The 14200-nt window shown below is 64.8% G+C and carries 12 protein-coding genes; 6 read left to right on the top strand and 6 right to left on the bottom strand.

What is annotated here, in order from left to right:
- Positions 1–128: 128 nt before the first annotated feature.
- Complete coding sequence (locus tag Q8L25_RS14325) at positions 129–2129, bottom strand: alkaline phosphatase PhoX (protein WP_308925451.1); 2001 nt, start codon at positions 2127–2129, stop codon at positions 129–131.
- Positions 2130–2282: 153 nt separating this feature from the next.
- Positions 2283–3491, bottom strand: a complete 1209-nt coding sequence (locus Q8L25_RS14320; protein ID WP_308925724.1) for an MFS transporter — start codon at positions 3489–3491, stop codon at positions 2283–2285.
- 132 nt (positions 3492–3623) lie between these two features.
- Here Q8L25_RS14320 and Q8L25_RS14315 point away from each other — a divergent pair, with 132 nt between their 5' ends.
- Positions 3624–3857 (top strand): DUF3820 family protein, encoded by a 234-nt coding sequence (locus tag Q8L25_RS14315; RefSeq protein ID WP_308925450.1) that lies wholly within the window; start codon positions 3624–3626, stop codon positions 3855–3857.
- Here the strand turns inward: Q8L25_RS14315 and Q8L25_RS14310 are convergent.
- Together Q8L25_RS14310 and Q8L25_RS14305 are read right to left on the bottom strand one after the other, a co-directional pair.
- Positions 3854–4594 (bottom strand): hypothetical protein, encoded by a 741-nt coding sequence (locus Q8L25_RS14310; RefSeq protein WP_308925449.1) that lies wholly within the window; start codon positions 4592–4594, stop codon positions 3854–3856. The two genes, Q8L25_RS14315 and Q8L25_RS14310, sit on opposite strands and share 4 nt — an antisense overlap.
- 92 nt (positions 4595–4686) lie before the next feature.
- Positions 4687–5070 carry a glutaredoxin domain-containing protein gene (locus Q8L25_RS14305; RefSeq protein WP_308925448.1) on the bottom strand — a complete coding sequence of 128 codons (384 nt, stop codon included), beginning with the start codon at positions 5068–5070 and terminating at the stop codon, positions 4687–4689.
- 123 nt (positions 5071–5193) lie between these two features.
- Between Q8L25_RS14305 and Q8L25_RS14300 the strand changes: the two genes are divergently transcribed.
- From Q8L25_RS14300 to Q8L25_RS14290, 3 genes are all read left to right on the top strand, one after another.
- Positions 5194–5700 carry a sigma-70 family RNA polymerase sigma factor gene (locus Q8L25_RS14300; protein ID WP_308925447.1) on the top strand — a complete coding sequence of 169 codons (507 nt, stop codon included), beginning with the start codon at positions 5194–5196 and terminating at the stop codon, positions 5698–5700.
- Positions 5701–6678 carry a FecR domain-containing protein gene (locus tag Q8L25_RS14295; RefSeq protein ID WP_308925446.1) on the top strand — a complete coding sequence of 326 codons (978 nt, stop codon included), beginning with the start codon at positions 5701–5703 and terminating at the stop codon, positions 6676–6678. It begins immediately after the preceding gene.
- 79 nt (positions 6679–6757) lie between these two features.
- Positions 6758–9199, top strand: a complete 2442-nt coding sequence (locus tag Q8L25_RS14290; RefSeq protein ID WP_308925445.1) for a TonB-dependent siderophore receptor — start codon at positions 6758–6760, stop codon at positions 9197–9199.
- 4 nt (positions 9200–9203) lie between these two features.
- Here Q8L25_RS14290 and Q8L25_RS14285 read toward each other — a convergent pair whose 3' ends face one another.
- A complete protein-coding gene (locus Q8L25_RS14285; RefSeq protein ID WP_308925444.1) occupies positions 9204–10424 on the bottom strand; it encodes an MFS transporter in 1221 nt (406 codons plus the stop codon).
- 87 nt (positions 10425–10511) lie between these two features.
- Between Q8L25_RS14285 and Q8L25_RS14280 the strand changes: the two genes are divergently transcribed.
- Both Q8L25_RS14280 and Q8L25_RS14275 read left to right on the top strand, forming a co-directional pair.
- The gene (locus Q8L25_RS14280) at positions 10512–11432 is read left to right on the top strand and encodes a LysR family transcriptional regulator (RefSeq protein WP_308925443.1); all 921 of its coding nucleotides are present in this window, start codon (positions 10512–10514) and stop codon (positions 11430–11432) included.
- A 26-nt stretch (positions 11433–11458) separates the two neighbouring features.
- Positions 11459–12010 carry a DUF4256 domain-containing protein gene (locus tag Q8L25_RS14275; protein ID WP_308925442.1) on the top strand — a complete coding sequence of 184 codons (552 nt, stop codon included), beginning with the start codon at positions 11459–11461 and terminating at the stop codon, positions 12008–12010.
- Positions 12011–12018: 8 nt separating this feature from the next.
- Here Q8L25_RS14275 and Q8L25_RS14270 read toward each other — a convergent pair whose 3' ends face one another.
- Complete coding sequence (locus Q8L25_RS14270; RefSeq protein WP_308925441.1) at positions 12019–14175, bottom strand: EAL domain-containing protein; 2157 nt, start codon at positions 14173–14175, stop codon at positions 12019–12021.
- Positions 14176–14200 lie beyond the last annotated feature (25 nt).

Below are 14200 nucleotides of genomic sequence, written 5' to 3'. Positions count from 1 at the left end.
AGATCGCCAACCTGAGCCGCCGCGACAAAAAAGCCAGCGGCGTGCATACAGCAAAGCGCCCGTCTCCTTGCGAAGACGGGCGCTTTTTTACTTGCCTGCCGGTTCACGCCGGCATCAGATGCGGCAGCTTATTTCGACAGTTTCACCTGCGACAACTCCGCCGTCAGGTAGCCGACCGCGCCACTGAACTTGTTGTTGTAGTTGGTGTTGATCATGATGTTGATCTGGTCCTTCAGCGCCGATGGCAAGGTCGGGAAGCGGTTCCACTCGTCGCCCGGGTGCTGGAAGTTGCTCATCACGTAGGTCCAGCCATTGATTTCGTCGACCGCGTGCAGGCCGGTCGATTCCGCGCCGGCCGGGCACGACAGCAGGCGTTCCAGTTTCTTGGTGTCGACGTTGTAGCCCCACAGGAAGTTGTTCAGGTGGTTGCCGCTGTCTTCGCCGATAAACAGGGTGCGCAGTTTTTCCGAGAACTTCAGGTTGTCGGGGCTGGCGATCTTGTCCGGATTGGCGGTGTTGCCCAGGGCGTCGCCGGCGATGTCTTCGCCTGCCAGCAGCACGGTCGACTCGCTCGGTACCCATTCGCTGTCGATGGCCGCGCCGGTGTCATCCTTCTGGCCACCGGCCAGCTTGTGCGACACGACGCCGCCCGCCACCAGTTTCTTGAACTTGACGTTGTGGCCGGCCACGTAGCCCGAACCGCCCTCGACCATCGAGTCCTGGATATTGGCGTAGGCCGAATAGGCGATCTTGTCCTTGGCGTTGACCGTCGTGCCTTCGTTCTTGGTGAAAGCCATGCTGCCGCCCTTGAGGGCTGCGTAGCGGTGGGTTTCCAGGAAGGCGGCGGCTTTTTCCTGGCCGGCCTTGACGCGGACCCAGGCGGTTTTCTTGTTCAGCACGATCTTCGTGTAGCTGGTGTCGTTCGGATCGGTCAGGGTCGAATCCATGATGTCGGTGGCCTTGATGCCGCCGTCGACCAGCGCCTTGATCTCGGCGTGCGTGCCACGGCCCAGCTTGACCCATTGCAGCTTGCCGGTGGTGGTCTCGGTCAGCTGCGTCGTGTATTTGGCGACGTACAGGGTGCCGCCTGCCGCCAGGTCGGCGGCCTTGTCGGCCACGAACATGAACAGGCCGCCATTGGTGTAATCATCGCCGCCCAGGATGGTGCGCTGGTCGGGCATGACCTGCACCAGTTCGCGCGAGTAGCGGCCCAGGCAGTAGTGCTTCTTGATGCTGCCGGTGCCGTCCGGATTCACGGAAACCTCTGGCAGGTGGCCGTAGTCGTACGGATTGGCGGTGGCGGTGTTGCCGAAGACGTTCTTGCTGAACTCCTTGAGCACGGCCAGGGTCTGGCCACCCAGGCCCTGGTCGAAGGCATCGGGCTCGTACTCTTCGCTCGACAGGTGGGTGTTCCATGGTGACAGGCTGGCGCCGCAGGTGATCCACAGGCCCTTGACGGACGAGGTATCGACATTGTGGTATTTCACCATCGACAGCTTGCCGGTGGTCTGGTCCTGGTCCAGGGTCAGCACGGCGATCGGCGACGGCAAGGTGCCGTAGGTGGACGCGCCGGCCTGGTTCAGCGAGTTGTATTCAAACTGCACCACGGCAAACACCGGCTTGCCCTTGATGCCGGTCACGGTAGGGTTGGCCACCGTCAGCATCGAGCTGCCGTCCGGCGAGTCCGAGAAGAACTGGCGCTCCCTGCCTGCCACCGAACTGTCGATGATGGGCTGGTTCTTGATGTCGACATAGCCGCCCGCGATCACGGTGCCGCCCTTGCCATCCGGCACGCGGTCACCGGTCAGGAAGAATGGCTGGTACGCCAGGTTATAGCTGTTGCTGCTGCCATCGCTGAAATTGACCTTGAGCTTGGAGCCGACGGTGGTGGTGGCCAGTGCGGCAGGCGAACTGGCGGCTGGTGCGGCCATGCCGGTGAATTCGGCCGTGGTAAACGTCGCGGTGGGCGTGACTGGCGTGGTCACCGGAGGCAGGTCGTTATCCGAGCTGCCGCCGCAGCCGGACAGCAAGGCGCTGACACCGGTCAGGCCGGCAAGCGGCAGCATGGGGGCACCGGCGAACAGTTGCAACAGGCGGCGGCGGGTGGACTCAGGAGCGTAATTCGACATTTTTTGTTTCTTCCGTTATAAATAAATATCGTGGGACAGACCAGCGTGAAGACGAGGTCGGATCATAGAGGACAAATATTTCAGCTTGATGACCTGACAACGGCATGATCATCAAGCCGGACACGGAAAAAACGGCAGCCGTACGCTATGGCCTCAATGGCCGGCCGCATGAATCGACTTTTCGCCGACACGTACCGGTATCGGATTCTTGCGATCGAGCCGTCCGCTCAGCGCCGTCAGGCCGAACGCCCCCAGCACCACCAGCGCGCCAATCCAGCCGGTATGGACCAGGCCCAGGTGTTCGACGATCAGGCCGCCACCCCATGCGCCGCCGGCGATGCCCAGGTTGAAGGCGGCGATATTCAGGCCCGAGGCGACATCGACGGCGCGCGGCGTGAAGTGTTCCGCTTGCCGCACCACGTACACTTGCAGGCCAGCCACGTTACCGAAGGCGACGGCGCCCCACAGCAGCACGGTGATGACCACCAGCACCGGATGCGGCGCGGTAAAGGTCAGCAGCAGCAATACCGCGGCGAGCAGCAAAAAGATCAATTTCAATGCGGCGACCGGGCCGCGCTGGTCGGCCAGCTTGCCGCCCCAGATATTGCCGAACGCGACCGACACGCCGTACACCAGCATCACCAGGCCGACGGCGTTCGCGCCCAGGCCGGACACTTGCTGCAGGATGGGCGCCAGGTAAGTGAAGGCGATGAACGAGCCGCCGTAGCCGACCGCCGTCATGGCGTACACCAGCAGCAGGCGCGGCTGGCCCAGCACTTGCACCTGTTGCAGCAGGGATGCCGGTTTGCTGTGCGCGATGGTCGACGGCACATACAGCAGGCTGCCGACAAAGGCGACCAGGCCCAGCGCGGAAACGGCCAGGAAGGTTTCGCGCCAGCCGAAATGCTGGCCGATAAAGGTACCCAGCGGCACGCCGGTCACCAGCGCCACGGTCAGTCCCGTAAACATGATGGCGATCGCACTGGCGGCTTTTTCCTTCGGCACCAGCGAGGTGGCGATGGTCGAGCCGATCGAGAAGAACACGCCGTGCGCCAGGCCCGTCAGGATGCGGGCGATCACCAGGGTTTCATAGCCGGGCGCCTTCCAGGCCAGCAAGTTGCCGAGGGTGAACAGCACCATCAGGGTCAAGAGCAAGGTCTTGCGCGGCACCTTGCCGGTCAGGGCGGTGAGCACCGGCGCGCCGATGGCCACGCCCAGCGCGTACAGGCTGACCAGCAAACCAGCCGACGGCAGGTTCACGCCCAGGTCCTGCGCGATGGTGGGCAGCAGCCCGACAATGACAAACTCGGTGGTGCCGATGGCAAAGGCGCTGATGGTCAGCGCCAGCAGGGCAATGGGGATATTGAACATGGAACACTCCGATAAAGTTGATAGCACGCAGTATCGGAGTTTTCTTTGTTTCGAAAAATACCTCATTGAGCAGAAGATACTTGCGCCAATCTCAACAATGCGGCGATCTGCTAGAATGGCCGCATGAATTCAGACAAACTGGCGCTGCTGCTGACGCGCGAAATGCCATATGGGAAGTATCAGGGACGGCTGCTGGCCGACCTGCCCGGCCATTACCTGGGCTGGTTCGCGCGCGAGGGTTTCCCCTCGGGCGAACTGGGCAGTTTGATTGCGCTGATGTACGAGCTCGATCACAACGACCTGCGCGGCCTGCTCGATCCGCTCAGGCCGCCAAGCTGGAAACGCCAACAGGACTAGCTGGAAGACGCCACGCTTTTCGCCTGCGCCGCCTTGGACAGCGCCGTCGTATAGGCCTCGTAGACGCCGAAGATCTGATGCACCAGTTTGCTGCCGCCGGCCAGCACGGCGCCTGTCAGCACCACGTCGACGGCGATAAAGGCGCTGTATTGATCCTGCACCGACAGCGGCAGGCCGGGCGCCGAAATCGGCGTCAGCACCATGATCTGCGACAGGAAACGGAAGCCCACGGCCGAGGTGATCATGCCCAGCGCCAGGCCGACCCAGGTGGTGGCCTTGATGGTCGCCACGGTGTAGGGCAGCAGGGCTTTTTCCTCGGCGTCGACGTTCAGGTCGGCCTGCTCGATTTGCTGGCGCGCATCGTCCAGCGCCGTGCCGATGGCGGTCTTGCGGTCGTCCAGCGGGCCAGGCGTGCCATTGAGTTCGGCCAATAAATCGCTGACGCGGCGCTTCAGGCGGCCGCGCTGGGCCTGCCACCAGGTGATGGCCTGCTGGTGCGCCGCCACTTCGGGCGGCGCCCACAGCGAGACGAACACTTCGATCATGCGCTCGACAAACAGGGCCACCAGCAACATCGAGCCGAAGATGCCCGGCACCAGCGCCGTAAAATTGGCCTGGAAGGCCAGCGCGCCGGCCTGCCAGCTGGCCGCCAGCGCCACAGCCGCCACGCACAGCAGCGCGCACGCCGCCATCAGTCCCTTGCCCGTCCTGCCTTGCACGCCCTCGTCATTCGCCATCGCTCGCCTTTCGCCTTACGGCATGAAAAGCTTCACTATAAGCAATAGGGCGGCGGGCAAATCTCTCGCATTATCACTCGCCGTGCGGCGGCTTAAAACTGGCGCACTTTTTTTGCCAGCATGGCCGACAATTCGCCGGATGCGACCAGCGCCTGCAACTCGCTGGCGCCGCCGACCAGCACGCCATTCACGAACACCATCGGAAAAGTCGGCCAGCCGCTCCACATCTTGAGCGCGTTGCGGCGGTGCCACTGGTTCAGGTAGCTGCCGTATTGCAGATACTGGTAGGGCGTGCCGAGCACGTCGAGGATCTTGCGCGCCTTGCGCGGAAACGGATTGAGCGCCATGCCGACCACCACCACCTGATGCGCGGCAATCGCCGCCTGCACTTCGCGCACGATATCGCCATGCTTGCCGCCGATCGAGGCACGGGCGGCGGGATGGATCTGGGTTTCGTCGAGAATGGCGCGGGTCATGGAAGTCCTGTGGGGAGGCACGTTGCGTGCGGATCGCGCATTGTAGCCTGTGCTGCCCGGCAGTAGCGCGGCACGGTGGAGTTTGCTACAATAATGAGAATAATTCTCAATCAGCTATTTTCCATGACAGCAGGCACGGCCTCCGATCTTCTCACCGACATGGTCAGCCAGAACCACGGCTGGCTGGTGGGGTGGTTGCGCGGCAAGCTGGGCAACGCCTTCGACGCCGCCGACGTGGCCCAGGATACCTATGTGCGCGTGCTGGTCACGGGCCGCGTGCCAGAGCAGGCCGAACAGTCTCGCGCCTACCTGGTGCGCATCGCCAAGCACCTGGTGGTGGACCTGTACCGTCGTCGCCGCCTCGAACATGCTTACATGGAAGCGCTGCGGCACCTGCCGCCGGCCCAGTTGCCGTCGCTGGAAGAGCGCGCCATCACGCTTGAAACCCTGTGCCGGCTCGACGCCGCCCTGGACCGCCTGCCGGTGCGGGTGCGCGAGGCGTTCCTGCTGTCGCAGTTCGACGGCCTGACCTACAGCGCCATCGCGCAGCAGCTGGACGTGTCGGTCGCCTCGGTGCGCAAATACATGCTGCAGGCGGCGCAGGCCTGCTTTGCCGTGATGGCCGCCTGATTGAACGGCGCCACCGACAACGTGCCGTCCGAACTGCATCAGCAGGCGCTTTCCTGGCTGGTGACGATGTGGTCCGGCGAAGCGACCCACGAAGAACAGCAGGCGTTGAGCCGCTGGCGCCAGGCGTCGGCCGCGCATGAGCAGGCCTGGCAGGCGGTGCAGCAGATGCAGCAGCGCCTGCGCAGCGTGCCGGCCGGAACCGCCGGCCCGGTGCTGCGCGCCGCGTCCCGGCGCAACAGCCGGCGCGCCGTACTGCGCGGCCTGGCGCTGCTGTGCGGCGGCGGCGCGGCGTTGCAGGCCGTGCGCGAGACCGAAAGCTGGCAGGCGATGACGGCGCAATACAGCACCGCCACCGGCGAACGGCGCGACATCGTGCTGGCCGACGGCAGCCGCATCGCCATGAACACGGCCACCGCGCTGGACGTGCGCTTCGATGCCGGCCAGCGCCGCATCGACCTGCACCGCGGCGAGATCATGATTACCACCGGCAAGGATCATGGCCGGCCCTACCGCCCTTTCGTGGTCCACACGGCGCACGGCACGGCGCGCGCGCTGGGCACGCGTTTCCTGGTCTACCAGCATGGCGAACATACGCAGGTGCAAGTCTACGAGGGCGTGGTGGAAGTACGGCCACGCCTGCAGCCGGCGTCGCTGCGGCGGCTGGCGGCCGGCAGCCAGCTGCGCCTGAGCGCACGGCAGGCCGAGCCACCCCAGCCGCTGCCACCCCTTGATCCGGCCTGGCTGGCCGGCGAACTGGAAGCCGAGCAGATGCGCCTGCAGGATTTCCTGGCCGAGCTGGCCCGCCATCGGCACGGCGTGATCGATTGCGATCCGGCCGTGGCCAACCAGCTGGTATCGGGCATCTACCCGCTGGGCGACACCGACAAAGTGCTGGCTGCCCTGGTGCAGGCGCTGCCGGTACAGGTGCGTTACCGGACCCGTTACTGGGTGACGGTGCAGCCCGTCGAAAAAAAATAGGCAAAAGCGGTAGCACTTTTTTCTTTTCATACGGGATATCAGGTATCACCCCCATCTTGAACTGAAAAGGATCACCTTCATGTCGCACCCAATGTCACCGTTCCCCCTGCGCCGCATGGCCCAGGCCGTTTTGCTGGCCGCATTGTCGATGGGCGCCGGCGCCACGCTGGCCCAGTCGCCGGCGGAAGCCCGGCGCCATGTCGAGATCGCCGCGGGCACGCTGGACGGCGCGCTGAACCGCTTCGCCAGCAGCACCGGCATCCTGCTGGCCATCGACGGCAAGCTGACCGCAGGCAAGACCAGCAGCGGCCTGAAAGGCGACTACACCGCCCAGCAGGGCCTGGCGGCCCTGCTCGAAGGTAGCGGGCTGGAAGCCGTGGCCCAGCCGAACGGCGCCTATGCGCTGCGCAAGGCGATCGCCACCCAGGCCGGCGCCATGCCGGAACTGGTGGTCACCAGCACCGCCGATACCTCGTCCATCGACCGCGTGCTGATCACCGGCGCCAGGAGCGGCAACGACCTGGCCGGCGGCCGCCTGGCGCGCGCCGGCGGCCTGGGCGTGCTGGGCTTTGCCGACGTGATGGACACGCCGTTCAGCACCACCAATTACACCGCCCGCATCCTCGAAGACCAGCAGGCCCGCACCCTGGCCGACGTGGTCGTCAACGAGGCATCGGTGCGCACCATGACCTCGACCGGCGGCTTCAGCGAAGACTTCCAGATCCGCGGCTTCAATGTCACCAGCGGCGACGTGGGCCTGAACGGCCTGTACGGCCTCACGTCGTCGAACCGCATGCCGACCGCCTTCATGGAGCGCGTCGAAGTGCTCAAGGGTCCGGGTACCCTGATGTACGGCATCAGCCCGAATGGCAGCATCGGCGGCAATATCAATGTCGTCACCAAGCGCGCCAGGGACGAGCCCATCACCAGCCTGACCGCCACCTATGAAAGCGCGGCCCTGCTGGGCGGCCACCTGGACGTGGGCCGCCGCTTCGGCCCGGACAACGCCTGGGGCGTGCGCTTCAACGGCGCCTACCGCAAGGGCGACACCAATATCGACGGCGGCAAGCAGGAGTTCGGCCTGGTGGCGCTGGCGCTGGACTACCGTTCCGACGCCGTGCGCTGGTCGGTGGACAGCTATGCCCAGCGCGAAGACACCGACAACTTCCGCGCGCAGACCGGCTTCCGGTCGGGCATCACCCGCCTGCCACAAGCGCCTTCCGGCCACCGCGCCGTGTATGCCGGCGCCGACCTGGCGCTGCGCGACGCCACCATCGCCTCGCGCCTGGAATACGACCTGTCGCCGCAGATCATGCTGTACGCCGCGGCCGGCTACCATTACGGCGCCAGCGAACAGGATTTTCCGTCGGCGCGCAGCGGCGATGGCATGGATGAACTGGGCAACCTGCGCATCAGCAGCGCCTGGTACGACGCGGCATCGCGCAGCAAGACCGGCGAAGTGGGCGCCCGCGCACGCTTCAACACGCTGGGCGTGCAACACGTGCTGACCCTGACGGCCTCGCGCCTGGAACAGGAAGCGGGCAGCTTTTATCTGGCGGCGCCCGCCAGCACCAAGCTCGATTCGAATATCTACGCGCCGGTGCCCGTGTACCAGGTCACCGGCGAACGCCTGTCGCCGACCAAGACCTCCGAAACCCAGCTGACCAGCATGTCGCTGACGGACACCGTGTCCTTCGCCGACGGCCGCGTCATGCTGACGGGCGGCCTGCACCAGCAAAAGGTGCAAGCCCAGAACTTCAGCGCGGCCGGCGCGGTCACCAGCTCGTACAGCGAAAGCGCCGTCTCGCCGATCGCCGGCGTGGTGGTGCGTCCGCTGCCAAATGTTTCCTTGTACGGCAACTTTACCTCGGGCCTGACGCGCGGCTCGTCGGCGCCGGCCACCACCGCCAATGCGGGCGAGGTGTTCGCGCCGTTCAAGTCGAAACAGTATGAACTGGGCGTCAAGATGGAACACAAGCAGGTCATGACGGGCGTGTCGGTGTTCCAGATCGACCGGCCGAACGCCATCACCGACCAGGCCACCAATATCTACAGCATGGACGGCACCCAGCGCAACCGCGGCCTGGAATTGTCCGCCGTCGGCGAAGCCGTGCGCAACCTGCGCCTGATGGCCAGCGCCACCATCTACGACGCCACGCTGAAACGCTCGGCCGGCGCGGTCAACCAGGGCAAGGACGCGATCGGCGTGCCCAAGTACACGCTCAACCTGGGCGCCGACTGGGACGTGCCGGGCGTACATGGCCTGAGCGTCAATGCGCGCGCCATCCACACCGCCGCCACGCCTTATGATGTGGCCAATACGCTGGACATGCCGTCGTGGACCCGGGTCGATGCCGGTGCCCGCTACCGCACCACCATCATGGGCAAGCCGGTGGCCTTGCGCGCCAGCGTGGAGAACCTGTTCAACAGGAACTACTGGCTGTCGAGCAGCACCTTGCTGACCGTCAGCACGGCGGCGGCGGCGCGCACCTTGCTGCTGTCAGCGCAGTTCGACCTGTAAGCCCTCAGCGCTCGCAAACCGCCGCCCTGGTCTCCTCGGCTGCCGGGCGGCGGCGGCGTGCCAGCCAGGCCAGCGGCAGCAGCGCCAGCAGCGATGCGGCGACGCCCGCCCACGGCGACGACGCCATCAGCTGGCGCGACACCATCAGCGCACCCAGCATCGAACCCAAAGAGATGCCCAGGTTGAAGGCCGAGATATTCAGGCCGGAAGCGAAATCGACGGCCTTCGGCGTATGACGCTCGGCCGTGGCCAGCATGCCGGCCTGCAGCGCCGGCGACAACCCAAACGCAAACACGCCCCAGACAAACAGCATCACCACCATCATCCACTGCGAGCCGATCGCCAGCGCCACGCCCACTTGCGTGGCGGCCAGCAGCAACAGCATCAGGCGCAGCGCTTTTTGCCAGCCGACATGGCTGGTCAGATAGCCGCCACCCAGGTTGCCGGCAAACGTGGCGGCGCCGAACACGATCAGCAAGGCGCTGGCCATGGTGGCGGAAAAGCCGGTGATGTCGGTCAATATCGGCGTAATGAACGTAAACGCGGCAAAGCTGCCGCCGAAACCGAACACGGTGACCGCCATCATGGTCAGGATGGGGCCGCTGCCGAGCGCCGCCAGTTGCGTGGCCGCCTTGCCGCCCGCCCCTCGGGCCAGGCCCGCCGGCAGCCAGCGCGCCATCGCGGCCAGGCCCAGCGCGGCCAACGCCGCCACGGCAAAGAAGGGCAGGCGCCAACCCATCAGGTTGCCCAGGAAACTGCCGAGCGGCACGCCGATCACCATGGCCAGGGTCAGGCCGGCAAACATCACGGAGATCGCTCTGCCCGCCTGGGCCTTCGGCACCAGGTTGGCCGCCACCGTGGCGCCGATGGCAAAAAAAGTACCGTGCGCGACGGCGGTGATGACCCGGCCCACCAGTAACAGTTCGAAGGTATGCGACAGCGCCGCCAGCAAATTGCCGGCCAAAAATACTGTCATCAGCCCCAGCAAGGCCAGCTTGCGCGGCAGGCGCGACAGGCCGATCACCAGCAGCGGCGTGCCGATGGCCAGCGCCAGCGCATACAGACTGACCAGCGAGCCGGCCGATTCGATGGAGATATGCAAGTCCCTGGCAATCGCCGGCAGGATGCCAACGACAATAAATTCGGTGACCCCGATGGCAAAGGCACCGACGGCCAGCGACAGCACGCCGGGCGGCATTTTGGTAGTGACAACGGTAGTGCTCATGCGATTCTCCGGCGATCAATTCAAGACCTTCAGTGTAGAGCCCGCAGTACTTTTGATATAGACTTCTATAATCGAAACACCTGTGAAATGGATTCAGCAATGGCCAGGCACGATATCAATCGCTCGTTTGAAATGGCCGTGTTTGTCACGGTGGTGGAAGCGGGTAGCTTCACGGCGGCGGCGTGCAAGCTGGCGCTGACGCCATCGGCTGTCAGCAAGCTGGTCAATCGCCTGGAAGCGCGGCTCGGTGCGCGCTTGCTCCAGCGCAGCACGCGCCAGCTGCACACCACGCCCGAAGGCGACGCGTTTTATGCGCAAAGCAAGCGCATCCTCGACGATATCGACGGCGCCGAGCGCGAGGCGGCGCAAGGCGCCGCGCCGCGCGGGCGCTTGCGCATCAATTGTTTTGTCCCGTTCGGCGTGCGCCACCTGCTGCCCATCCTGCCCGAATTTGCCCGGCGCTATCCCGACATCGTGCTCGACGTGGTGGTCAGCGACGCCGTGGTCGACCTGCTGGAAGACCGCACCGATATCGCCATCCGCACCGGCAAGCTGAAGGAATCGAACCTGGTGGCGCGCAAACTCGGGGAAGATACGATGGTGGTGGTGGCCTCGCCCGGCTACCTGGAGCGCCACGGCACGCCGCGCACGCTGGCGGACCTGGACCAGCACAATCTGCTGGCTTTCAATTTTCGCTGCCAGAACGAAACCTGGCCTTTTCTTGATGGCGCGGGCGGCACGCTGCAAGTCACGCCGCAAGGCAATACGCAAATCAGCGATGGCGACAGCATGCGCCAGCTGGTGCTGGCCGGCATGGGCCTGGGGCGTTTTTCACGGCTGCATGTGCAGCCCGATATCGACCGGGGATTGCTGGTGCCGGTGCTGGAAGCGTTCAATCCGGGCGATAGTGAAATCGTCCACGCCGTCTTTGTCGGGCCGGGCCAGCAAGTGCCGGCGCGCGTGCGCGTGATGCTTGACTACCTGCTGGAAAAGGTCAAACTGGCTTGACCTTGCCCACCACCGGGAGCATACCGATGAATACCAGCGAGCTGATCAGCATCTTGCACACCCGCTTCAGCAACAATAGGCAGCGCCACCCTGGCCTGGCCTGGGAGCTGGTTCTCGCCAGGCTGGAAGCGGCGCCGGCGCATCTGCAGGCGCTGCAGGCAATGGAGGACACTGGCGGCGAACCGGACATTGTCACTTTTGACGGGGGCACCGTTGACGGCGACACGCACAGGCTGGCGTTTTGCGATTGCTGCGCCGAAAGCCCTGCAGGCCGGCGCAGCCTGTGCTTCGACCAGGCCGCATGGCAGGCGCGCAAGGACAACAAGCCGGCCGGCAGCGCCATCGGGGCGGCCAGCAAGATGGGCGTGACCCTGCTGACGGAGGATGAATACCGTCAACTGCAGCAGCTGGGCGAATTCGACCGGAAAACATCCAGCTGGATAGCCACGCCGGACAGCGTGAGAACACTGGGCGGCGCGCTGTTTGGCGACCGCCGCTACGGCCAGGTGTTCGTGTATCACAACGGCGCCGAATCCTACTATGCGGCGCGCGGCTTTCGCGGCGTGCTGCGAATATAGCGGCAAGGCTACATCACCTCTTCCAGGTGCAAATGCTTGCCTTCATCGAGCATGATTTCGAACTCGCCCGCCGTCACCGCCGGGCTGAACAGATAACCCTGCAACTGGTCGCACCCCAGGCTGCGCAGGAAACGCATCTGTTCCGGCGTTTCCACGCCTTCGGCGACGATTTCCTGGCGCAGCTGCTGCGCCATGGTGACGATGGCGCGCGCGATGGCGCAGTCGTTTTCCTCGTAGGGCAGGCCGATCACGAAAGCGCGGTCGATTTTCAGGGTGCTGATCGGGAACTTTTTCAAATACGCCAGGCTGGAATAGCCGGTGCCGAAGTCGTCCAGCGCCAGCGCCAGGCCCATGGCCACCAGCTCGTTCATGATCTCGATCACCTTGTCGGCGCCGCGCATCAAGAGGCTTTCGGTAATTTCCAGCATGATCTGGTCGGGCCGTACCTGGTAGCGTTCCAGCACGGCCGCCACCCTTGCCGGCAAGTGGGCGTCGAACTGGCGCGCCGACAGGTTGACGGCGATCACCGGCATATGCAGGCCGCGGTCTTCCCATTCGCGGATCTGGCGGCAGGCTTCATCAAGCACCCAGGTGCCCAGTTCCAGTATCAAACTGGTTTCTTCGGCGACCGGAATGAAGACGCCGGGCGAGACCATGCCGCGCAGCGGATGCTTCCAGCGCAGCAAGGCTTCCGCGCCGACGATCTGGCCACTGCTCAAGCTCACTTTCGGCTGGTAATGCAGTTCCAGTTCCTGGTCGCCCAGGGCGAGGCGCATTTCGCTTTCCAGGCGCAAATGCTCCTTGGCGCGGCGATTCATGTCTTCGCGGTAAAACAAAAAGGTCGGCTCGATGGTCTGCGCCGCTTTTGCCACGGCCACGTCGGCAAAGCGGAACAGGGCCGGCGCTTCCATGCCATCTTCCGGGTAGACCGTAATGCCGATGCTGGCGCCCACGTACAAGGCGTGGCTGTCGATGCGGATCGGCGCTTCGAGCAGGTTCAGCAGCTTTTGCGCCACATTCGCCGCGTGTTCGCGCTTTTCGATATGCAATAGCGCCACGACGAACTTGCTGTTGTCGACACGCGCCAGGATATCGGCGTCGCGCAGCGCGCCACGGAACAGTTCGCCGATGGCGATCACCAGCTGGTCGCCTACTTCGTGGCCCAGGGTGTCGCTGATCGAACCGATGCGGCTGATGTCGATCACCATCAGCGCGCCATGGGTTTCCTGGCGCTTCGCTTCGGCCAGGCCCTGCACCACCAGCTGGTTCAGCAGGCAGCGGTTGGGCAAGCCGGTCAGGCCGTCGTAATTGGCCATGCGCTGCATGCGCGCCTCGGCATCCTTGTGCACCGAGATATCGGAAAACAGGGAAAACACATGACTGATGTCGCCGAATTCATTGCGCACCACGCTGATCGTCACCGCTTGCGGAAACAGTTCGCCATTCTTGCGCCGGCCGATGATTTCGCCGCGCCAGGAACCGTGGCCGCGCATGGCGGCGCGCACCTTGGCGCGGAACTCGGCGTCGTGCACGCCCGAGCGCAGCAGGTCCGGCGTGCGGCCAATCGCTTCGGCCGGCGAGTAACCGGTGATGCGGCTGAAGGAACTGTTGACGGAAACGATGCGCTCGTCGGCGTCGGTGATCAGCACGCCCTGCTCGCTGTCTTCGATGATGCGCGCGTGCAATTTCACCTTGTCGATATCGGGCAGCGGTTCGGCCAGCATTGACAGCCGCACGGCCATGCCGCAGGTCTTGCCGGACTGGTCGAGGATGGCGTGGCGCTGCATGCGCAGCCAGGTCAGCACGCCCGACTTCTTGCGGCGCAACACATCGACCGCCACTTCGGCCTGCGCCGGCAGCAGTTCCACCGGGCTGGTCTGCATGTCGTCGGGCGGATACAGGAACAGGATGTGCTGGCCCAGCGCTTCGAACTCGGCATAGCCGAACATCTGGTCGGCGCCATGGTTCCAGCCGATCAAATAACCGTCGAGGTCGATTTCCAGCAAGGCGTCGGCCGGCGCCAGGCGCAGCACGGGCCGGCTGACGCCACGCAATTGCTCCAGTTCGCCCTGCAACTGCGCCAGGGTGGCGGCCAGTTGCGGGCCGCCCTGCTGCTGCGCTTCATGGCTCAGGCGCAAACACTGCGCGACCCTGGCCTCAAGCACGGCGCCTCCGCGCGACAGCAAACGG

This window comes from Janthinobacterium sp. J1-1 (genome assembly GCF_030944405.1).
Lineage (GTDB): Bacteria > Pseudomonadota > Gammaproteobacteria > Burkholderiales > Burkholderiaceae_D > Janthinobacterium.
The sequence above is the reverse complement of the archived record's forward strand: the minus strand, read 5'-3'. Positions and strand labels throughout refer to the sequence as shown.

Excerpts from the sequence above, each read along its gene's own strand:
- Q8L25_RS14275 (WP_308925442.1), top strand. The coding sequence starts at position 11,459 with ATGAATACCAGCGAGCTGATCAGCATCTTGCACACCCGCTTCAGCAAC.
- Q8L25_RS14325 (WP_308925451.1), bottom strand. The coding sequence starts at position 2,129 with ATGTCGAATTACGCTCCTGAGTCCACCCGCCGCCGCCTGTTGCAACTG.
- Q8L25_RS14280 (WP_308925443.1), top strand. The coding sequence starts at position 10,512 with ATGGATTCAGCAATGGCCAGGCACGATATCAATCGCTCGTTTGAAATG.
- Q8L25_RS14290 (WP_308925445.1), top strand. The coding sequence starts at position 6,758 with ATGTCGCACCCAATGTCACCGTTCCCCCTGCGCCGCATGGCCCAGGCC.
- Q8L25_RS14285 (WP_308925444.1), bottom strand. The coding sequence starts at position 10,424 with ATGAGCACTACCGTTGTCACTACCAAAATGCCGCCCGGCGTGCTGTCG.
- Q8L25_RS14315 (WP_308925450.1), top strand. The coding sequence starts at position 3,624 with ATGAATTCAGACAAACTGGCGCTGCTGCTGACGCGCGAAATGCCATAT.
- Q8L25_RS14310 (WP_308925449.1), bottom strand. The coding sequence starts at position 4,594 with ATGGCGAATGACGAGGGCGTGCAAGGCAGGACGGGCAAGGGACTGATG.
- Q8L25_RS14305 (WP_308925448.1), bottom strand. The coding sequence starts at position 5,070 with ATGACCCGCGCCATTCTCGACGAAACCCAGATCCATCCCGCCGCCCGT.
- Q8L25_RS14300 (WP_308925447.1), top strand. The coding sequence starts at position 5,194 with ATGACAGCAGGCACGGCCTCCGATCTTCTCACCGACATGGTCAGCCAG.